This window comes from Porphyromonas crevioricanis (genome assembly GCF_900167225.1).
In the GTDB taxonomy this organism is placed as follows: Bacteria; Bacteroidota; Bacteroidia; order Bacteroidales; family Porphyromonadaceae; genus Porphyromonas; species Porphyromonas crevioricanis.
In genome coordinates this window covers 1-20079 of sequence record NZ_FUXH01000009.1, presented here as the reverse complement: position 1 = coordinate 20079, position 20079 = coordinate 1, and the positions used below count along the sequence as shown (strand labels likewise).

The window sequence follows — 20079 nt, the reverse complement described above, 5'->3', positions numbered from 1 at the left end:
AGTGGAGGTGGGTTATTTTTTTAGGCGATCTATCTTGTTCTGTTCTGTAGGAAAGAGCTTGAGCAGGCGTTTACTCAAGTCTTGTTTTTCTGAAGTAGAAGCCTTGGAGAGGATGGAGACAAGCTCTTCGAGCTTTGTCATCGCAAAGATGTTCAAGAGGGGAGATACCGGTTTTTCCTTGTGCACTGTTTCCAGTAGCTCAATAGTGGAAATAATGTTGCTCCGTCCTCGATTAGCATTCCCCACCATTTCGTCCAAACCTTTGCGATGAAATATGTACCAGGCTTTTCGTACAGGTTCTTGTACCGGATCATTAAGAGCTTCAGCCAAGGCATATCTATTTCTATCACTTTTGAATGCATCCCAACCATTCCAATCCTGCTTGGTTTGGGCTGCAGCAACCAACTGTCTCATTTCCGATCGGTATGGATTTCCTCCTAAGGGAGCAAAACTATCGAAGTCGTATGTCAGTATTGCATAGGTGTAGAAGATGAGTGTTGCAAGCAGATTACTCTCTATGTTAGCCGGATTCCACTCTATCGGGGTGTAAGGATCATAGAGGAAGTTTAGTTCTCGGTCTCGGTATACGAAAAGCGGGCTTACATACGATGCGTTGAAAACTGGTCGTCGGGCCGTTACGGACAAGTCGGCCGTGTATTTGGTCTCGTCTGTTCGGGTTAAGATATTTAAGCTGAAATTACACTCGATTCGTTCTGCAGGGGAGAAAGTGCCATGTGTCCAGCGTGTATTGTTGAGCAATTCAGAGAGTTTCCTCTCCAGTTCTTCGTATTGACTACGCTCCACACTACCCCCCAAAGCATCTGTATTGATGCTGACTTTAGCATTCAATTCCTGTGACAACCCTTGTAGAGGCAAGAGTAGGAAAAGTATAAAGGAGAGCCAGTAGCCTGAAACGGATATTTTCATAGGTTGAGTTTTAACGCAATGAAATCGGCAATATCTTTTGCTACGGATTCTTTACTCTTCAGAGGGTATGATCGAATGGAGCCATCTCTATCTATGATCGTTACCTTATTCGTTTCTCCTCCAAATCCGGCCCCCTTATCTTGTAAACTGTTCAAGATAATAGTATCCAGATTTTTGTTTTGGATTTTTTTCTTGGCTTCAGTTATTCCTTCTCCTGTCTCGAGAGCAAAGCCAACAAGCAGTTGAGAAGGATTTTTGAGTTCGCCGAGGGTTGCAGCAATATCCGGATTGGCAACCAATTTGATCTCCATACTTTGTTTGTCTTCTCTTTTGATCTTTTGCTTAGCGACCTCTTTCGGTCTGTAATCTGCCACTGCTGCCGTCATGATCGCAATGTCCGTCGAAGGGAAAAGTTGTAGACAGCAGTCCCGCATCTCTATTGCAGAGGTGATGTGCCGGACATTGACTCTGTGGTGGGATGGTAGCAGGGCGGATGGTCCTAAAACAAGATTGACCTCTGCTCCCTGCGTAGCTAATGTATCAGCCAAGGCGATCCCCATACGACCGGTTGAGTGGTTTCCGATGAAGCGCACCGGATCTATTGCTTCATGTGTGGGACCGGCTGTTATGAGGATTCGTTTGTTCCGATAGGGTAGTAGGTGAGCCGGAGCATTGTCCGATTGTGTGGCAAAAAACTCAGCCAACACCTGAACCAATATCTCTGGTTCTTCCATGCGCCCCTTGCCAATCAAGTGGCTGGCTAATTCTCCTTCCTTGGCTTCTATCACCCTATTCCCAAATTTTTTGAGTCGCTCTATGTTGGCGCAGGTAGAAGGATGCTTATACATATCCAAATCCATGGCTGGGGCCACGAATATGGGAGCCTTACAGGAGAGATAGGTCGTGATAAGCATATTATCCGCTACACCATTTGCCATTTTTCCTATCGTTGCAGCAGAAGCTGGGGCAACTAACATCGCATCGGCCCATAATCCTAAATCGACATGGCTGTGCCATGAGCCGTCTTTGCGGGAGAAAAACTCACTTATGACAGGTTTGGACGTGATTGTGGAGAGGGTTAGGGGTGTGATAAACTCCTTGCCCGATGGCGTTATTACAACTTGCACCTCAGCACCGGCCTTTATGAGCAGCCGGCAGAGCTGTACGGATTTGTAGGCAGCGATGCTGCCGGTTATGCCTACTATGATATGTTTGCCGGCAAGAGAAGAGAGATCTGTCATGTGGGTAAGTATGGCAAATGGGGTGACGGGGAAGAGTGGTTTATCGGGTTTCAGTTGTTACTGCTTGCCAGACGAATACGTGTAAATGCATTTTTCGTGTCAAGAGGGAAATCGGACTGCATGATCCAACCATAGTATCCGGGATCTTTGGCGAGGACTTCGGTTGCTTTACATCCCTTGTACTTGCCGAAATTGATGACTGCTTCTCCTGCATCGTTGTACACCATGCGACCGGCGAAATCTACATTTCGGTTATGTGCCGAAAATTCAGCCAAAAACGGAATATCGTTTTGCAATTCTTCTGGATAACGATCCAGCTGTGCCATAAGTACTTCGTAGGTCGCTCTTGTGTCTGCTTCTGCCGAATGAGCATTCTCCAGATCTTTGCCACAATAGAATTTATAGGCAGCCGAGAGGGTTCGACGCTCCAATTTGTGATAGATAGTCTGCACGTCTACAAAGTGGCGGTTGTGAAATTCTTCACTGAAACCGCAACGTAGGAATTCCTCTACAAGCATTGGAACATCGAAGCGGTTACTATTGAACCCGGCTATGTCGCAACCCTTAATGATTTCCAATAGGCTTTTGGCTACCTGCCCAAAAGTCGGACAGTCCTTGACATCTTCATCGCTAATTCCATGCAAAGCAGTGGATGCTTCCGGGATATGCATTTCGGGGTTGATCCGGCGTGTACGGCAGAACTCCTCCCCATTAGGGGATATCTTGAGTAGAGAGATTTCTACTATCCTGTCTCGCGAAACATCTACCCCCGTCGTTTCCAGGTCGAAAAAAACGATGGGTTTTTTGAGATTTAATTTCATTCTCCTATCAGTCTCATGGGAAGGATCAAGCTAGCTTGGTCTATGCTTTCTTCACTGTCACACGGCACGATCACGCAAGCTCTCACCTGATCTGTGAGACAGAGTTTGACTTCTGAGCTGTTAATCGCTTGGAGAGTTGCCTGTAGAACGGTTGACTCAAAACCCATTTTGAGGTCTATATCAGCTGGGCAGTCTGCTTTGACCATTTCCTCTGCTGAAACAGAAAAATCGAAATCGTTGGCAGATAGTTTGATGCCCTCGGGAGAAAACTCAAAGCGTAGCATATTGGCACTTTCGCTGGCGAACACCGATACTCGTTTGGCAGCAGAGAGGAGCAAGAGCCTGTCTACTACCACCTCTAACGGCCACTGTGTGGGAATGACACTATTATAGTTTGGGTATCGTCCTTCCAATAAGCGTCCTGAGAGTGTGTATGATGGAAGACGTAGTTGGATGAATTTTTCTGAATAAATCATTTCAATCATATCATCGTTGTCTTCGTGTTGCAGTAGCGAACGACTGATAAGAGTGGCAACCTTTTTTGGTAGGCAGAAACCCATTTTTTCCGTGGCCTTTACTTCATAGTTTTGCTGGCGAACAAGCATTTTCCCATCTGAACCTACAAAGACGATCTTATCTTGGAAAATATCCATGTACACCCCCGTCATGATGGGACGTCTGTCATCATTGCTCGTAGCAAAGAGGGTCGCATTGATTCCCTTGAGCAGATTGCCCACGGAGATGTGCAGGCTTTGCTTGGTCTCATCATCGTCCAGAGGGCGAGGGTAGGTATCAGCCTCTTTTACTACAAAAGTGTATTGGCCACTGTTGTAATTGATTTGGGCGTTGAGAGTTTTCAGATCCACATCGAAAGTTATCGGCTGTTCGGGCATTTCCTTGATTGGGTCAAGTAGTACTCGTTGCAAGATGGCGAAGGAACCATCCTCCCCTGTCAGGTTGTTGACCTCCAATTCCCCTTCGAGTCTGGTGCCGGGATCTGCTCCTGTCAGTCGGAGAGTGTTGCCTTTGAGTTCAAAGAGGACACACTCCAGTACTGGAATGTTCACCCGTGGGGTTATCACACGCGAAACCGCCTGCAAGAGTTGCTGCATCTTGCTGCTGGAAACTTCAAACTTCATTGTATTGTGTTTTTGTTATTCTTTCAATGAGCAAATATAAGAAATAAGCATACAATGGGGGAGGAGCTTGTAGACAGCTTGTTTTGCAGAGGAAAATAGCTCTCTTTAGTGCGATTGTAAAGTTGAGGAGGCACTGCAATTCGGAGTTCGTAAGACAGCTTTGCCCGATATGCGATAAGGTCCGAAAGTAGCTGCCAAAAAGATTCTCAAAAGACTTTTCTTAATCAAACCTTTATTCCAGCTGCTTTCGGTATACGGCATCCAGTGTTCGTCCTTCTTTATCTTTCCACTGTTCCCAACCATTAGCACTTCGGCCGAGGCAAAAAGATGCAGCAGAGCTTGGACTGGAGAATGTGAGGTCTGAAGTTAGGATGCAGGAATCTCCTTTTTCCAAACCATTCTCTCTCAGTTTTTTCTCTCTCAGCTCCTTCCTTTGGAAGGATGGGGCTGTTTTCCTCGAGATAGAACTGTCTGTCAATACAGTGAATCCGGAAGATCCATAGATCCCTTTCGCCCAACAATCTTTTCCTCGGATATAAAACAAGTGTTCCTCTCTGGGCTGAAGAGTCTCAAAGATATTGCACCCAACGAATGAAGAAAGAAATTTGACATCATCAAAAAACTCATCCATTGTATCTTGTTGATATTCAGGTAAGTTAGGTGCTTTGGGGATCTGTTTGTTTTCCTTTAGCTCGAACGAGTTCGCTTTAGTGGCCTCCGCTACAGCTCTATGCTCCAAATATTGTACATCGACTTTAGTCATGTCAGCATCCTTGGAGACGAAAATGAGAGCTTTCTGCCAGAATCCTTTTTTGTTGTCATGATCTCTTACTCGCTCACGGAAGTTTTCTGTTTCCCCTATATATGCCTGTGGGTTTTCCATGTTGTCCTCTCCAATGAGAATATAGAGAGCCGGTTTTTGTAACTTCTGCTGTTCGCTCAGGTAAGATAGATTTGATCGAGGAACTACAAATACCTGACAAATCTTGTTGCTGACGAATGCATATTGTGTTCCCTTGGGATCTCCATCAACTAAGAATGTTGTCACAGTCTTGCCCATAATATTTCCTATTCTATTTGGTTTTGAGTTTTTATTTCAATTGTTGAGACCCCTGTTTTCATTGAGTTTTCGACGGATAAGTTCTACAAACTGGTAGTTCTTTTTGCCCCAATGTGGAGCCAAAATGAGTTGAGGAGGAGAGGATGAGACAAAGCGTTCGAGTACAATATCCGGTCTGAGGCGTTGTATAAAATCGACACATAGTTCTACATATTCATCCTCTGTCATGAAATGGTATTTCTCCGGATGAATGGTATAGTCATGCGCCATAAGGCTGCCTTTGATAATTTGTAATTGGTGCAATTTGAGTGTGTCGATAGGTAGAGTTGAGAGCCGATCGGCATGAGAAAGCATTTCCTCCCTTGTTTCATCGGGAAGTCCTAATATCAGATGAGCTCCCACGAGCAAGCCTGCTTGATGAGTCCGGTGAATTGTTTCTGCACTGCAGGCAAAATTATGTCCACGTTGTATGAGAGCCAATGTTTTGTCCAAGGTCGATTCTACTCCATATTCAATCAATACGAAACACCGTTTGGACAGATCGGATAGATAGCTCAGCAGGCTGTCGGACATACAGTCCGGCCTGGTGCCGATTACCAAACCCACAACCCCCGGATAGAGCACGGCCTCCTCATATTTACTTATTAAATCTTGCTCCTCTCCATAGGTCGCTGTATAAGCCTGGAAGTATGCCAGATAGACCATTGTGGGGTATTTGTGGGAGAAGAATGCGATCCCTTCAGAGAGCTGCTCGCTAATAGATTTGTTTGCTGATGCGTAGGCCGGACTGAAACTTGCGTTATTGCAGTAGGTACAGCCTCCTTTTCCCAATTTTCCATCTCTAGTTGGGCATTTCTGGGAAGCATTGACAGATATTTTTTGCACTTTTTGGCCCGGAAAGTAATGGGAAAGGAAAGTGGCAAAGTCTATGTAACTGTTTCTTGGCATACTTGAGACTGACAAATGGAAGTTTAGGATTGCTTTCGATTATTTTCTGTTACCTGGACCAGATATGATAGGCGGCCTCGGCCTGAGCTTCCAGCATTTCTCTCCCATTGACATACATAGCACCTTGGCTTTCGGCTCTTTGTAGAAAAAGAGTCTTAGGAGGATTGTAGATAAGATCGTAGCAAAGATGTCTGTCGCTTAGCCTACTATAGTCTATCCGAGGACATTCATCTTCATGAGGAGGCATCCCCAAAGGAGTGGCATTGATCACGATACTGAAGTCTTGAAGTCTCTCCCAATCGAAGTCTTGATAGGGAAGCAAACCTATGTTTTCTGTGGAGCAATGACGACTGAGAGTTAGGTGTTCTATTTGTAGCTGATCCAGAGCTTTACGGACAGCTTTGGATGCTCCACCATTTCCCAAAATGAGAGCTGCCCCATGCCCGAACCTTTTGAGGTGAGGTATGAGGCTTTGCCGGAAACCAACGACGTCTGTATTGTATCCTTTGAGAGAGTACGAAGATGTGCTGCGCTCTATCCGTATTGTATTGACAGCTCCCACATCATGAGCCAGAGGATCCAGCTCATCAAGGTAGTCGATTACGGCTATTTTGTGCGGACTGGTCACATTAAGGCCACACAGGAAAGGATGAGAGGCCAAAAACGATGGGAATTCCGATATGTTTGGTAGAGGGAATAGCCGATAATGGGCTTTTATACCCAATCGATGAAATTTATCGTTGAAATAGGATGCCGAAGCCGAATGTTCCAGAGGAAAACCTATGAGACCATACTCTGTCATTTCATGCCTAAGTATATGGTAACGACTCCTGGTGAAATAGACCGAAAGAAAGTCTCTACAAAGCCTGTCTTTTCCATTATGCTTACCAAGTCTTTGCGTTGAGGAACAGCTCCGATAGACTCTGGTAGATATTTGTACGCTTGCTTGTCAAGAGAAAGAGTCCGCCCCAATAAGGGGAGGATTTTATGTGCATAAAATTTATAACCGGCTCGCAAAAAACCGTTGGTTGGTTCCGATAGCTCTAAAATAAGCATGGGTGCGCCGGGTTTGAGAATTCGATAGGCTTCAGCCAATGCTACATCTATCCGGTCTACATTTCGTAGCCCGAAGGCTATTGTGACTGCATCGAATTCATTATCCTCGAAGGGGAGTTCGGTTGCATCTGCTTTCTTCAATTCAATCAAATGTTCCAATCCTTCCACCCGTATTTTCTCGGCAGCTATTCGGAGCATTTCATCCGAAATATCTATCCCATCAATATGTTTTAGGTTGGGGAGTTGTGTGGCTATGTTGATGGCAAAGTCGGCTGTTCCGGTCGCAATATCGAGTATTCTCTCCGGATGGTATGGTTGTAGCAATTCAATGGCTTTGTTGCGCCAATATCTGTCCATCCCCCAGGATATTAAGTGGTTGATACGGTCGTATCCCGATGCTATATGATTGAACATCCGGCGTACCTGCTCGCTTTTTTCTTCTTTGTCGTTGTAGGGAGTAACCATACGCGATTTTAAGGAGTTGGAGGAGTAAAACAAAAAGAGAAAGGACAATTCGGAGGTAGAGGAATGGGAGATAATATCTCCGGACCTACCGAATTGTCCTGTGAAACTTTCTTAGAGGTTCTTGAGAGCCTCCACTATATTGCTGTGTATGCGCTCTGTGATATTTTCGCTTGGGCAGCGTTCAAAAGTCTTTCCGGTAACTTTTTCGTACAGCTCTATGTATCGGTCTGACACGGAACGGCAGTATTCAGGTGTCATTTCTGGAATTTTTTGTCCGGCTTTTCCCTCAAATCCGTTTTCGATGAGCCATTGCCTTACAAATTCTTTGGAGAGTTGTTTCTGAGCCTCTCCCTTTTCAAATCGTTCTTCATACCCATCGGCATAGAAATATCGGCTGGAGTCAGGTGTATGTATCTCGTCTATGAGATATATTCTCCCGTCTTTTTTTCCGAATTCGTATTTGGTGTCTACCAATATGAGACCACGCTCCGCTGCCATGCGTTGCCCACGCTCAAAGAGAGCGTAGGTATAACGTTCGATTTGTGCGTAATCCTCCTCAGATACCAGCCCTTGTGCAATGATTTCTTCTCGACTGATATTTTCATCGTGCCCTTCGTCGGCTTTTGTGGTTGGAGTAATGATTGGTTTGTCGAAGCGTTGATTTTCTTTCAGACCTTCCGGCAGTTCTATGCCACAAATGCAGCGTTCTCCTTGTTTGTATGCACGCCAGGCTGATCCGGTGATGTAGCCACGGATCACCATTTCCACCTTGAATGGTTCGCAGCGGTGCCCTATTGTTACCATTGGATCGGGGGTGCTGATTTTCCAGTTCGGAACAATGTCGGATGTTGCATCCAGAAAATAGGCTGCGATTTGGTTCAGAACTTGTCCCTTGAAAGGTATACCGGCAGGCAGGATTACATCGAAAGCAGAGATTCTGTCTGTGGCAAGCATTGCAATATAGTCTTTGCCGAAAAAGTATACATCGCGTACTTTGCCATGATATACGTCTGTCTGACCTTCAAATCGAAAGTCGGATTTTACGAGCGTTTGGTTCATAAGATTGTCTTTGTGAGTATTTATTGGGTGATATGTTTGCCAATTACTACTTGTTGTCTTGTTTTGATTTGGGATTGACATCCTTGTCTTCTATCTAATTGTGTGCCAATTTTGGTTACACTAAGGGTCTATCCGTTTCGAGCCTTTCTGCCGTTTGTGTTTCTGTCGGTGTTTTTTCTTCTTCTTCTTCTTCTTCTTCTCCTTCTTCTCTTGGCCGAGCTGCTTCGTAGGCGGCTACTATACGTTCCACCAGAGGATGACGTACAATGTCGGATTTATTTAGCTGTATGGTACTAATTCCTTCTGTGTGTTCGAGAATTTTAAGAGCACGAATTAGACCGGATGACACTCCTCTTGGCAGGTCTATTTGGGTCGTGTCTCCTGTGATGATCATTTTGCCCCTCTGTCCCAAACGGGTGAGAAACATCTTCATTTGGTGCAGGGTTGTATTCTGAGCCTCATCGAGAATGACCACAGCATCACTAAGGGTACGCCCTCTCATGTAAGCCAAGGGAGCGATCTGTATAGTGCCATTTTCTATGTAGTCTTTGAGCTTGGCTTGTGGTATCATTTCTCCGAGAGCATCATATAGAGGCTGCAGATATGGATCCAGTTTGTCCTTCATCTCTCCTGGCAAAAAGCCTAACTTTTCCCCTGCTTCGACTGCTGGGCGCGAGAGAATGATTCGTTTTACTTGTCTGGTCTTGAGGGCACGCACGGCCAGACTGATGGCTATGAATGTTTTCCCCGAACCTGCAGGACCTATGGCAAACACCATATCATTTCGGTCGAATGCTTCCACCAATCTCTCCTGATTTCGTCCTTTGGCTGCAATAGCCTTACCATTTACACCATATAGTATATGGTGCTTGGAGGTTGTTGATTCCTCTTTTTCACTTTCACCTCGTGTCAACCGGATAACATCCTCCTCTGTCAGTCGATTGTATTTGTTGCAGTGTTTTTCCAGCTTGTCAAGGATATACATCATCATGTCTGTTTCGTGCATTTCGCCAAGAACTTTCACCACGTTGCCATGCGCTACAATTCGCAGCTTGGGGTATAGGTTTGTAAGCAGCACGATATTAGCCTTATTAGCACCAACAAAAATTTGAGGATCAGCATCCTCAAGGATGTACAACCGCTCTGTCATTTATCGCTTTTCGTGAATGTGTTCAAATCTTTGATTCTTAGGAGAGAGACCTTTTTGCCTTTTTCCGAACCCTACAATAGCTGCAAATGTACGGTATTTCAATGTTAGATTGATTTTTACAACAAGAGGAGACTGTCGCAAGGTCCCAAGAAGCTTTTTCATTGGCCTTTTTGCCGGAGTTTGCAGCGTATGTTGATTTTGAGACAATCGAGGAAGAGAGAAAAAGCATACTTCAGGACATAACTCATTTCGAATACCGATAATAACACATTGAGTACTATCCCCAATTAACAATAATGCGATGCAATTAGGGCGGGAACACTCTTTTGTTAGCTCTGCCACATCTTCTCTTTTTTTGCCACTGAGGTTCAAAGAAAAATTCTCTCCTGAGAAAAAAATTGTTCTCTCCTGTGTTAGCAAAATTTTTCTCAGGAGATATTTTTGACCCTCTCGAAACGCCCTGTTCATCGGTGTTTTGAGTGAGGCTAAAAAGTCCCCAAAAGCTGCCTTTTCTACTGTCTTCGACCACATTCTCCTATGTTGCTTAATAGGACGACATCGTTCCAATTGAAAGAGAGGGGAAGCTTGTATTGTCTTGCCTTCTCTTTGAGTGCATTGTATGGGGATCTTCCAAGAGTTGTTGAAACAGTCTTTTGTCCGAACTTTTTTTTGAAATGCGTGGTCACAACGGATCATAGAGATAGAGTGTGTATGCCCGTAGGTGTACATGACCAAACCCAAGAGTGGTCTCATTAGCACTTTCTATGTCTTACCCATGAAGGAAAGTTGTTGCCCATAAAGATGTCTGTATGATAGAGGCTAATTCGCTACCTTTGCCGACATGAAAAATAGAGCAGTATTTGCCCTGTGTGGGCTTCTTTTTCTGTCTGTTGCGTATCCGTCTTCTAATTTGAAAGCTCAGCTCGTATCAGGGGATACTGGGCAGTTTACTTCGGAAGATCCTTATATGGAATACGTGAAAGGGGTGGAAACTTTTGGCAACCTGATAAGAGACCTCAAACTGTACTACATAGATTCTCTTTCCACACAAGATTTGTATAAAAATGGGATTCGTGGCATCCTTTCCGGCTTAGACCCCTATTGTGAGTATTACTCTGCTCAAGAGGAGGAAGCTTTGCGACTAATCACTACCGGAGAATACGGTGGAGTGGGGGCTGTGGTTATGCCCGGAGCCGATAGTTCCGTGATGGTAGCCAGAGTTTTCAAGGGGAAGCCTGCTCAGTTGGCCGGTGTAAGACCGGGAGATGTAATAATGAAAATCGATGGGAAAGATTTTTCTAAATCCGATGTCCAGAGTGTAAGTGAGGCTTTGAAAGGGAATCCGGAGAAACAGATCTCTCTTGAATTGCTTCGTAGAGGAGAGAGTAAGCCTGTTTCCCTGAAATTTTTACGCAAACGGATACAGATAGAGCCCATCACCTATTTTGATGTGAGACCTCACTCTCGGATAGGTTATATAAGTATAGATACATTCAATGATAAGACTGTGTCTGCTTTCGATGCTGCACTCAGCGAACTGAAGCAAAAGACCGAACTTGAGGGTTTGATTATTGATTTGCGAGGAAATGGAGGAGGACTGATGGCTCAGGCTGTTGGGATACTCAATCATTTTCTGCCCAATGGTACTGAGATTGCGAGCCTGCGAGGTCGGAACAACCGCGTCAGCAGTGTCTATCGCACCAATGCCGAGCCTACGGACCTCCACTTGCCGGTCGTTGTCTTAATCAACTCAGAGACGGCCTCTACTTCGGAGTTGTTGGCCGGAGCTTTACAAGATCATGACAGGGCAGTTATCGTAGGAAGGAAAAGTTTTGGTAAAGGGATCGTACAGATGACTTCTGAAATGCCTTATGGAGGCAAATTGAAATTTACTGTATCCCGCTACCATATTCCCAGCGGCAGATGTGTGCAACGGATAGACTACAGTACGAGATCTGCTGATGGTAGAGAAATGAAGACTCAAAAACAACAACCGGATAGCTTACATCGGGCTTTTTATACCAAATCGGGACGGATTCAACATGAAGCCGGAGGGATCAGTCCGGATTTGGAGGTAGAAGCTGATAGTGCAAAGGCCATATCTTATTTTGTCGCAGGCAGCTACTTGTTGCAAGACTATGCGACCGACTATCATAGAAAGCACAAGACTATAGCCCAACCTCATTTATTTACTCTCTCAGACCAAGAATATGAAGAACTTGTGCAACGCTTGTCTGTACCCGAGTTCAAATACGAATTGCGCTCTCCTGTCTATTTAGAGCGTCTACGGGAATGGGCCGAGAGCGAAGGCTTTTTACCCGAAGCATCCGGAGCTTTTGACTCTCTCTCTCAACTTTTGAAGCCGGACAAAGAGCGAGATCTCAGGCGTTATAAAGACCAGGTGAAAGAGTCTGTGGAGGAGGCTATTATAAGTAGGTACTATTTCGAGGACGGATTGATACAACATCGATTGAGACGCGACAAAGATGTAGAGACAGCTATGCGCCTGCTTGTCAATCCCGAGCAATATCGCAATTTGTTGCACCCTGCCAAATGAAACGGATCCGTTGCCCTTATTGCGACCAGCTTATCGTTCTCTCCAACGAGCGAATTAAGGTAGCTCTTTCTCAGGAGGGTCGCCTCTCGTTGGTTTGCTCAGGTTGCAAAAAACAGATAAAAGCTCGAATCCGACCTGTGAGTGCGGAAAAACTTCCGGAGAGTTCCGAGCCGGAAGGGCTGTTGGCTCCGGCTGCCATTTTTGTTGTGGAAAATGCTTTTGCCTATAAGCAGACACTCAAGTTTGGCCCGGGAGTTCATTCTATTGGGCGAAAAAACAAGGATACGCAGATAGACCTGCCGATACAGACTTCTGATCCCAGCATGGATAGACATCACTGCCTACTCAAAGTACAGGTAGACTCTGATGGGAATTGGAGCTATGCTATCAAAGATGATGAGAGCCGAGTTGGGACTTTTATTGCAGGACGCTGTCTATCCGATCGAGAATGGTTCTGCCTAAACGAGACTACTGTAATCACTTTGGGGGCAACTTCCCTTATCTTTGAACCCCATCCCGACGAAAACGATCAAACAGCTCAGTAGCGCAGATACAAAAAGAAGAAAATACAATCTCATGAATACAAAGAAGAAAGTAGCTCTTATTACCGGTATCACAGGGCAAGATGGTGCCTATCTGGCCGAATATTTATTGAAAAAAGGATACGAAGTGCATGGTTTGAAACGTCGCTCTTCTCTATTCAATACAGAGCGTGTAGACCATTTGTACCAAGACCCTCATACCGAGAGTCGCAACTTCTTTTTGCACTATGGAGACCTTTCCGACTCAATGAATATTACAGCCTTGATCCGGCAGGTACTCCCGGATGAGATTTACAACCTGGGGGCAATGAGTCATGTGAAGGTCAGCTTTGAAAGCCCGGAATACACAGCTAATGTAGATGGCTTAGGGACTTTGAGGATATTGGAAGCTGTGCGTTTGCTTGGATTGGAAAAGAAAACTCGTATCTATCAGGCTTCTACGAGCGAATTGTTTGGTTTGGTTCAGACTGTTCCTCAGAATGAACAGACTCCGTTTTATCCGCGTAGCCCCTATGCCTGTGCCAAACTCTATGCCTACTGGATCACTATCAACTATAGAGAGGCCTATGGAATGCATTGCAGCAACGGCGTCCTTTTTAATCATGAGTCTCCGCTTCGTGGAGAGACTTTTGTAACACGGAAGATTACTCGCTCCGTCAGTCGTATCGCTACAGGATTGCAGCAGAGGGTATACTTGGGCAATTTGTCTGCAACTCGAGATTGGGGGCATGCCAAGGATTATGTTCGTTCCATGCATATGATTTTACAGCAGGATCAACCCGGAGATTACGTCGTGGCTACAGGTATCACGACCTCTGTTCGAGATTTTGCCCAAATGAGCTTTGCTTATGTTGGAATGAAGCTCCGATTCGAAGGAGAAGGGGTGGATGAACGAGGTGTATTGTCTGCAATAGACGAAGAGGTATTCAAGCAACGAGTCGGAGATATTTATTTGCCTGGAGTAAGGAATCTTTTGGGGCAAACACTTCTTTCTGTGGATCCTAATTATTTCCGTCCGACGGAGGTGCAGGCTCTTATCGGAGATGCTGCCAGAGCCCGTAAGATCCTAGGTTGGGAGCCTGAATATACTTTGCAGGATATTATTCGTGACATGATGGACTATGATATTCGTTTGATGCACAAAGAGGCATATCTGAAAGAAGGTGGATATCAGATACTCAACTATTTCGAATAAGCAATGGAGCTGAATGACAAAATATATGTAGCAGGTCACCGAGGCTTGGTTGGCTCTGCTATTGTGCGGGCTCTTAGACTCAAGGGGTATACTCGGGTTGTCGGTAGGACACACGAGGAATTGGATTTGCTCGATCCGGTTGCTGTAGAGAACTTCTTCGATCAGGAAAAGCCTGACTATGTATTTCTGGCTGCTGCCCATGTGGGTGGCATCATGGCCAACAACACTTGTAGAGCGGACTTTATATATCGCAACCTGGGGATTCAGCAGCATGTGATTGGAGCTTCTTTTAGACACAAAGTCAAGAAATTACTCTTTCTTGGGTCTACTTGCATTTACCCTAAAGAAGCTCCCCAGCCCATGAAAGAAGATGTTCTTCTTACCTCTCCTTTGGAGTATACCAATGAGCCTTATGCAATAGCCAAGATAGCCGGACTCAAGATGTGTGAGTCGTTCAATTTGCAGTACGGTACCAATTATTTGGCTGTGATGCCCACGAATCTCTATGGCCCTAATGATAACTTCGATTTGATCTCCGCACATGTTCTTCCTGCCATGATTCGCAAGATGTGGCTGGCCGATTTGTTGATGAGAAAAGACTATGATGCGATACGCCGGGATATTACTCGCCGCCCATTGCCCGATTTAGCCCCATCAAGCCCTGCCTCTGTGATAGAATCTGCTCTGTCTCGATATGGGATATTTCCGGATAGACTGGAGCTTTGGGGGAGTGGTCGCCCTCTCAGAGAATTTCTCTGGAGTGAGGAAATGGCTGAAGCCTGTGTCTATGTTATGGAGCATGTTGACTTCTCTGATCTTTGTAAGTCGGATAAAGGAGAAATACGCAACTGCCATATCAATATAGGGACAGGTAAGGAAGTTTCTATATCAGATTTGGCCTCTTTGGTCGCTCAGGCAGTAGGCTATCATGGCCAGATTCTTTTTGACAGCAGTAGGCCAGATGGCTGCATGCGCAAACTTACCGATCCGTCCCTGATACAAAGTCTGGGATGGCATCATAACATAGAATTGCAGCAAGGTGTACCGATGCTTTACGACTGGTATAAAACTTCTATTGGCTTGTGAAATAAACCTCAACTTGTTTAGATAAAAAATCATAGAATTAGAATAGTGATGGATGTAAAGACCCAAGACAGAATCATGACTCTTATCAAAAAGGAGGTTGTGCCAGCTACCGGATGTACGGAACCCGTGGCAGTTGCGTTGGCAGTTGCTCATGCAGCAGCAACCTTACCTACACCTCTTATGGAACCTTCTCGAATCGAAGTTCTGCTGTCTGCTAATATGCTTAAGAATGCAATGGGGGTCGGCATTCCCGGGACTGGCATGATTGGATTGCCAATCGCAATAGCTTTGGGCTATGTGATAGCCAAGCCGGAGAAGGGACTTTCTATCTTGAATGACTTTTCTCCAGAAGAATTGGAGCGAGCAAAAGGAATTGTGGCTCGAGGAAATGTGATTGCCATAGATCTTAAGCCGGGAGATGTCGATAATCTTTATATCGAGGTCAATCTGCAAGCTACTCCTCATCAGAGTACATCTGTCATAGAGCGGACACACACCGGGCTTACAACCTTGCTGCTGGATGGAAAAGTCCTTCCCACACATTCATCGGCACAAACATCTGAACATCCACAGGATGGTGATGTTAGCAGTACGGACGTAGCAGAGGAAGATATTGAACTAAATTTTGATACTGTATACCGTTTTGCTACTGAAGCTCCCTTGGAGAAGATTGCATTCATAGAGGAAGCCGCCAAGTTGAATTCGGCGGTGAGTGCTTCATCCTTGCAGAGAGAGTATGGCCATTCAGTCGGGCGGATGATACAAGGCCCTCTCGGAAAGAAATACCTGGGAGACAGTGTGTTGAGTAAGATGCTATCATATACCAGTGCTGCTTGTGATGCTCGAATGGATGGAGCTCCTATGGCAGTCATGTCAAATAGTGGAAGTGGTAATCAGGGCATTACGGCTACTTTGCCTGTTGTCTCTTTTGCTCAGGATGAAGGAGCAGACCATGAGAAGACAATCAGAGCTTTGATGCTGAGTAATCTTATGGTTGTTTATATAAAACAAAAATTAGGACGCCTCTCTGCTCTATGCGGATGTGTCGTTGCAGCTACGGGATCTGCCTGTGGTATCACCTATCTGATGGGCGGCAGCAAGCAGCAGATAGGTTTTGCAATCAAAAATATGGTCGGCAACATCACCGGAATGCTGTGTGACGGAGCGAAACCCAGCTGTGCCCTCAAGGTGACGAGTGGCGTTAGTTCGGCCATGTTGTCAGCCATATTGGCCATGGATAGCAAAGTGGTTACTGCCTCCGAAGGGATTGTCGATGATGATGTAGATCGCACTGTAGACAATCTTACTTCTATTGGACGTGAAGCCATGCGCGAGACAGACAAACATGTACTCAACATTATGACACATAAACAAAAGTCTAAATAAACGAGATTGTGAACTTGTATTAACCTAATTATGTCAAGTCGGATTCTTGCGGTTGCCATCAATAATATGTACTGGTAGTAGTCGCACATTATCGGACTTTCCTAAACCACACAACGAATGAATAAGATTCCTTTAGGGCTAAAGGTAGCCCTCTTATCTCTCCTATCTGTCTCTCTATCTGCCCAGCAGGAGTTTGGAGGAGAGCCTCTGAGCTTCTCGGCAAAGGCTTTGAAAAACACCTCTTCTTATTTGACATCTCTTCCAAAGGCCATTGATGTGCCTATGACGATGAATGTAGATGACTTGCTCATGGAAGACGAGTGGGGAGGAGATGTGCAATTGCGGCCATATCGTATGGCGGTGATATTGCCTCAAAAGATCAATTTTGCAGAGAAAGCCGATCGAATAGAATTGCAGAATGGGCATTCGGTTTATCGTCTTGCTCTACGATCCGAAGGGGCCAAAGCAATAGGCGTCTATTACGAAGCATTCGATCTTCCAGAAGGATCTCGGCTTTATATCTACGATCCGGGACGTACCCAACTGAAAGGAGCCTATACGAAAGCATCTCACCCAACTACAGGAGAGTTTGCCACATCTCCGATACTTGGAGATTGTGTAATTCTGGAATATGAAACCAACCAAGAAGGAGAGTTGCCGGATATTCGTATCTCCGGACTGGGACATTTTTACCGCGCACCATTTATTAGTCGCGATGAGCAGATAGATAGAGGGGAGGATTCGTCTCATCCTCATTGTCAAATCAATGTCAATTGCCCCGAAGGAGATGCTTGGCGCAAGCAGATTGCTGGAGTTTGCCAGATATACATGGTGTTGGAGGACAATGGTCGTCAGTTTGTTTCTTCTTGTACCGGTAATTTGCTCAATAACACAGCCAAGGATTTTGCTCCTTTGATTATTTCGGCAGCGCATTGTGCTGCTTTAGAAGGAAAATTTGCTCCCAAAGACGAATTGTTGGATAGGTGGATTTTCTCTTTCCATTATACGAAACCCGGGTGTAGCAATGCCACATCCGGCTACTCCTATCAATCAAAGAGTATGGTAGGGTGTCGTAAGTTGGCCTTTCTACCTCTCAATGGTATGTCGGATGGACTTCTCCTGAAACTTAAAGAAGAAATCCCTGCTCGTTATCGTGTATACTATAATGGTTGGGACAGGCGAGAGAAGTTATACAGCTCGGCTGTAGGTCTCCATCATCCTGCCGGAGATGCAATGAAAATCTCCGTGCATAAAGGTCAGCCCAAGGTAATTCGCGCTTTTGTGGGGCCGGACGAAGGAGCACAGGATGCGCATTTCTCCTTTCATTTTGATCAAGGGGATACCGAAGGCGGATCTTCAGGCTCTTCTCTTTTCAATCAGGATGGACTCGTTGTGGGGACACTCACAGGAGGAGGACCTGGCATTTGTCTTCCGAAATCTAAAGACTTGTATGGGCGTATGGCTTTCCACTGGGATAAGTTTGCCTCCTCTGGAGATGAACATCAAATGGCTAAGTTCCTTGACCCTGTGAATGGAGGAAAGGCCGAAACTTTAGAAGGAGCATTTCGTGAGGAAATGTATCCTATCAGTACTGTTCGCAGATTCGATGTGGCACTTAGTGCAGATAGAAGTAAAGTCTTACTGGCTTGGCAAGCTCCATACGGATCCGAGGAGTTTGGAACAAAGGGTTTGCGTTATTTCCTTTTTAGAGAGGGAGAAAAGATTGCCGATTTGGAAGCCGATGGAGCTAATTTGACCAAATATCAGGAGGATATACCTCAGAGTAGTGTCTCCCACGGTGTTTTGAATTACTCTCTGTGTGTTGCTTATCCTTATATGGGAGGAGAGCAGGGAGAGACGAAATACGAGCTCGGGCCGGAGATGAATGCCTCTGTTTTTGTTGGAGATCTGATCACGGAAATAACTCCTCAGAAAGAGTCATCCTCCGAAAATACTATTGTTCTGAGCTGGGAGCAGCCGGTTTATCATCAGTTATTGTCCAAGGTTGGCCTTGACAAAAAATTTGATTTGATTCCATATCAGACGGCTAATATCCCTCTTATTCCTGGGCGAATAGGCTCCGTCACGCATTGTAAGTATAGAGAGAAGTGGCCAATGAATAATCCTCTATATAGCGAAAAGGGGGGATTGCCCACTGATCCTTTGTATATCACACAGGTCAACATCATTCCCGACAAGGCTGGTGATGAGCTGTATGTGTTGGCAATGACCGATGAAGCTCTTCGCATAAAAGATCTTTTTCAGAAAGTTGTTGTGCCGGAGGATTATAAAAAAGGGACTTGGTTGAGAGTTCCACTGAAGACCCCATACGAGATCAATCGAGACCAGATGCTGTATGTTGGTTTTGGAGCTAAGAATAACGCCTCGACAGATCCGGGGAAAAAGCCTAACACCATACAGGAGTGGGCAGATAGTAATGGCTTACTGAATTACGAAGATCCTCATCCTCAAATTTATGTAGGTCGCTATGACTTTATTGGTATTGTTGAGCACTTATGGCTTCATCCGGAACGTTTGGAAGGCTTTCCCGGTGTACCAAGCTCAAGGAACCTATTGGCTATGCAAATCGTTGTCTCCAACAGTGATAAGCCGTTATCCAGTCCGATAGAAGAGACAAATTTTGGCGGACGTTATGCCGTGGATACTCCCATTCCCACACATTATATCATCAAGCGAGATGGTGCGGAGCTGGGTAGAGTAGAAGCGAAAAGAGGTCTCAATAGTTTCATAGATAAAACTAACTCGGATCCGAATAAGACATATACCGTAGAGGTCGTATATGCCGACTTGGGGCCGACTCTCGATGTAGAAGTTGTCGATTCGGAGCAAACTCCATCCGTTTATCCCTCTTTGTTTGATACCCACCTGAACTTGACGCAAATAGAGTTGATAAATCGTGCGAGACTTATTTCTATTGACGGACGTTCGGTTGCTGAATGGACATCCGATTCTCTTGGAGAGTATTTGGATGTGAGCCACATTCCTTCTGGCACGTATATCATAGTGTTGGATACGGAGAAAGGGGCTATCCATCAGAAATTGATCAAACAATGATTCTTTTTGCAGAGACTCGATAGGTCGGTAAATCTCACTCTATCGATTGTTTTTTCCTAATTTGAATCACAGCAAGGACATTGCCGCCTTGCTGTGATTTTTTTGTACCTCCTCTTTTTTGAAATAAGAGGCTATTACGCAGACTTTTCCCAGGAGACTATTGCGCAACACAGCAAGTTTTGTATCATATACTCACCCCTTAAAGAGGCATTTAAGCAAGAAAGTATTGGCAAATGGTGCCTCGCTTATTATTTTGGTAAGCACTCAATTCTCTCGATTACTCGGTATCTTTTTGTCGATCGCTCGGCATCTTTTCCGGGAAGCATCTAATGATCACATCAAAAGCAACTAAGCTTTCGGACAAAAGCAACT

Annotated in this window: 17 protein-coding genes; 6 read left to right on the top strand and 11 right to left on the bottom strand. The window is 45.1% G+C overall.

The features are described 5' to 3' along the window. Positions 1 to 12: 12 nt before the first annotated feature. From porD to B5D48_RS05865, 11 genes are all read right to left on the bottom strand, one after another. A complete protein-coding gene (porD, locus tag B5D48_RS05915; RefSeq protein WP_023937624.1) occupies positions 13 to 927 on the bottom strand; it encodes a type IX secretion system protein PorD in 915 nt (304 codons plus the stop codon). Further along, positions 924 to 2168: a bifunctional phosphopantothenoylcysteine decarboxylase/phosphopantothenate--cysteine ligase CoaBC gene (coaBC, locus tag B5D48_RS05910; protein WP_023937626.1), complete on the bottom strand. Its 1245-nt coding sequence runs from the start codon at positions 2166 to 2168 to the stop codon at positions 924 to 926. The genes porD and coaBC overlap by 4 nt, the downstream gene beginning before the upstream one ends. A gap of 50 nt (positions 2169 to 2218) precedes the next feature. Then, the gene (locus B5D48_RS05905; protein WP_023937628.1) at positions 2219 to 2989 is read right to left on the bottom strand and encodes a 3'-5' exonuclease; all 771 of its coding nucleotides are present in this window, start codon (positions 2987 to 2989) and stop codon (positions 2219 to 2221) included. After that, positions 2986 to 4128 (bottom strand): DNA polymerase III subunit beta, encoded by a 1143-nt coding sequence (gene dnaN / locus B5D48_RS05900; RefSeq protein ID WP_023937630.1) that lies wholly within the window; start codon positions 4126 to 4128, stop codon positions 2986 to 2988. Before dnaN ends, B5D48_RS05905 begins: the two co-directional genes overlap by 4 nt. Positions 4129 to 4360: 232 nt before the next feature. Continuing rightward, entirely contained in the window at positions 4361 to 5188 is an 828-nt protein-coding gene (locus B5D48_RS05895) for a GIY-YIG nuclease family protein (RefSeq protein ID WP_023937632.1), read from the bottom strand. 36 nt (positions 5189 to 5224) lie between these two features. After that, positions 5225 to 6136: a tRNA modification radical SAM protein MnmL/YtqA gene (locus B5D48_RS05890; RefSeq protein WP_023937633.1), complete on the bottom strand. Its 912-nt coding sequence runs from the start codon at positions 6134 to 6136 to the stop codon at positions 5225 to 5227. Positions 6137 to 6185: 49 nt separating this feature from the next. Next, a complete protein-coding gene (locus B5D48_RS05885) occupies positions 6186 to 6938 on the bottom strand; it encodes a shikimate dehydrogenase family protein (RefSeq protein ID WP_023937634.1) in 753 nt (250 codons plus the stop codon). Beyond that, positions 6935 to 7657, bottom strand: a complete 723-nt coding sequence (gene ubiE / locus B5D48_RS05880; RefSeq protein ID WP_023937635.1) for a bifunctional demethylmenaquinone methyltransferase/2-methoxy-6-polyprenyl-1,4-benzoquinol methylase UbiE — start codon at positions 7655 to 7657, stop codon at positions 6935 to 6937. The genes B5D48_RS05885 and ubiE overlap by 4 nt, the downstream gene beginning before the upstream one ends. 111 nt (positions 7658 to 7768) lie before the next feature. Next, positions 7769 to 8716, bottom strand: a complete 948-nt coding sequence (locus B5D48_RS05875) for a phosphoribosylaminoimidazolesuccinocarboxamide synthase (protein ID WP_023937636.1) — start codon at positions 8714 to 8716, stop codon at positions 7769 to 7771. A 115-nt stretch (positions 8717 to 8831) separates the two neighbouring features. Then, on the bottom strand, positions 8832 to 9866 hold the full coding sequence (locus B5D48_RS05870; protein WP_023937637.1) for a PhoH family protein: 1035 nt from the start codon (positions 9864 to 9866) through the stop codon (positions 8832 to 8834). Then, complete coding sequence (locus B5D48_RS05865) at positions 9867 to 10397, bottom strand: hypothetical protein (protein WP_143742816.1); 531 nt, start codon at positions 10395 to 10397, stop codon at positions 9867 to 9869. Between the two features lie 310 nt (positions 10398 to 10707). Between B5D48_RS05865 and B5D48_RS05860 the strand changes: the two genes are divergently transcribed. The 6 genes from B5D48_RS05860 to B5D48_RS05835 all read left to right on the top strand — a co-directional run bounded on the left by B5D48_RS05860 (position 10708) and on the right by B5D48_RS05835 (position 19707). Beyond that, positions 10708 to 12423, top strand: coding sequence for a S41 family peptidase (locus tag B5D48_RS05860; RefSeq protein WP_023937640.1), 1716 nt, complete (start codon positions 10708 to 10710; stop codon positions 12421 to 12423). After that, a complete protein-coding gene (locus tag B5D48_RS05855) occupies positions 12420 to 12968 on the top strand; it encodes an FHA domain-containing protein (protein WP_023937642.1) in 549 nt (182 codons plus the stop codon). Before B5D48_RS05860 ends, B5D48_RS05855 begins: the two co-directional genes overlap by 4 nt. 31 nt (positions 12969 to 12999) lie before the next feature. After that, complete coding sequence (gene gmd, locus B5D48_RS05850) at positions 13000 to 14160, top strand: GDP-mannose 4,6-dehydratase (RefSeq protein ID WP_023937644.1); 1161 nt, start codon at positions 13000 to 13002, stop codon at positions 14158 to 14160. 3 nt (positions 14161 to 14163) lie between these two features. Next, complete coding sequence (locus B5D48_RS05845; RefSeq protein ID WP_023937646.1) at positions 14164 to 15246, top strand: GDP-L-fucose synthase family protein; 1083 nt, start codon at positions 14164 to 14166, stop codon at positions 15244 to 15246. Between the two features lie 48 nt (positions 15247 to 15294). Beyond that, entirely contained in the window at positions 15295 to 16632 is a 1338-nt protein-coding gene (locus B5D48_RS05840) for an L-cysteine desulfidase family protein (protein ID WP_023937648.1), read from the top strand. Positions 16633 to 16749: 117 nt separating this feature from the next. Continuing rightward, complete coding sequence (locus B5D48_RS05835) at positions 16750 to 19707, top strand: T9SS type A sorting domain-containing protein (RefSeq protein WP_023937650.1); 2958 nt, start codon at positions 16750 to 16752, stop codon at positions 19705 to 19707. Positions 19708 to 20079: the final 372 nt, after the last annotated feature.

Coding starts and splice junctions, on each gene's coding strand:
- porD (WP_023937624.1), bottom strand. CDS start 927: ATGAAAATATCCGTTTCAGGCTACTGGCTCTCCTTTATACTTTTCCTA.
- coaBC (WP_023937626.1), bottom strand. CDS start 2,168: ATGACAGATCTCTCTTCTCTTGCCGGCAAACATATCATAGTAGGCATA.
- B5D48_RS05905 (WP_023937628.1), bottom strand. CDS start 2,989: ATGAAATTAAATCTCAAAAAACCCATCGTTTTTTTCGACCTGGAAACG.
- dnaN (WP_023937630.1), bottom strand. CDS start 4,128: ATGAAGTTTGAAGTTTCCAGCAGCAAGATGCAGCAACTCTTGCAGGCG.
- B5D48_RS05895 (WP_023937632.1), bottom strand. CDS start 5,188: ATGGGCAAGACTGTGACAACATTCTTAGTTGATGGAGATCCCAAGGGA.
- B5D48_RS05890 (WP_023937633.1), bottom strand. CDS start 6,136: ATGCCAAGAAACAGTTACATAGACTTTGCCACTTTCCTTTCCCATTAC.
- B5D48_RS05885 (WP_023937634.1), bottom strand. CDS start 6,938: ATGACAGAGTATGGTCTCATAGGTTTTCCTCTGGAACATTCGGCTTCG.
- ubiE (WP_023937635.1), bottom strand. CDS start 7,657: ATGGTTACTCCCTACAACGACAAAGAAGAAAAAAGCGAGCAGGTACGC.
- B5D48_RS05875 (WP_023937636.1), bottom strand. CDS start 8,716: ATGAACCAAACGCTCGTAAAATCCGACTTTCGATTTGAAGGTCAGACA.
- B5D48_RS05870 (WP_023937637.1), bottom strand. CDS start 9,866: ATGACAGAGCGGTTGTACATCCTTGAGGATGCTGATCCTCAAATTTTT.
- B5D48_RS05865 (WP_143742816.1), bottom strand. CDS start 10,397: ATGTGGTCGAAGACAGTAGAAAAGGCAGCTTTTGGGGACTTTTTAGCC.
- B5D48_RS05860 (WP_023937640.1), top strand. CDS start 10,708: ATGAAAAATAGAGCAGTATTTGCCCTGTGTGGGCTTCTTTTTCTGTCT.
- B5D48_RS05855 (WP_023937642.1), top strand. CDS start 12,420: ATGAAACGGATCCGTTGCCCTTATTGCGACCAGCTTATCGTTCTCTCC.
- gmd (WP_023937644.1), top strand. CDS start 13,000: ATGAATACAAAGAAGAAAGTAGCTCTTATTACCGGTATCACAGGGCAA.
- B5D48_RS05845 (WP_023937646.1), top strand. CDS start 14,164: ATGGAGCTGAATGACAAAATATATGTAGCAGGTCACCGAGGCTTGGTT.
- B5D48_RS05840 (WP_023937648.1), top strand. CDS start 15,295: ATGGATGTAAAGACCCAAGACAGAATCATGACTCTTATCAAAAAGGAG.
- B5D48_RS05835 (WP_023937650.1), top strand. CDS start 16,750: ATGAATAAGATTCCTTTAGGGCTAAAGGTAGCCCTCTTATCTCTCCTA.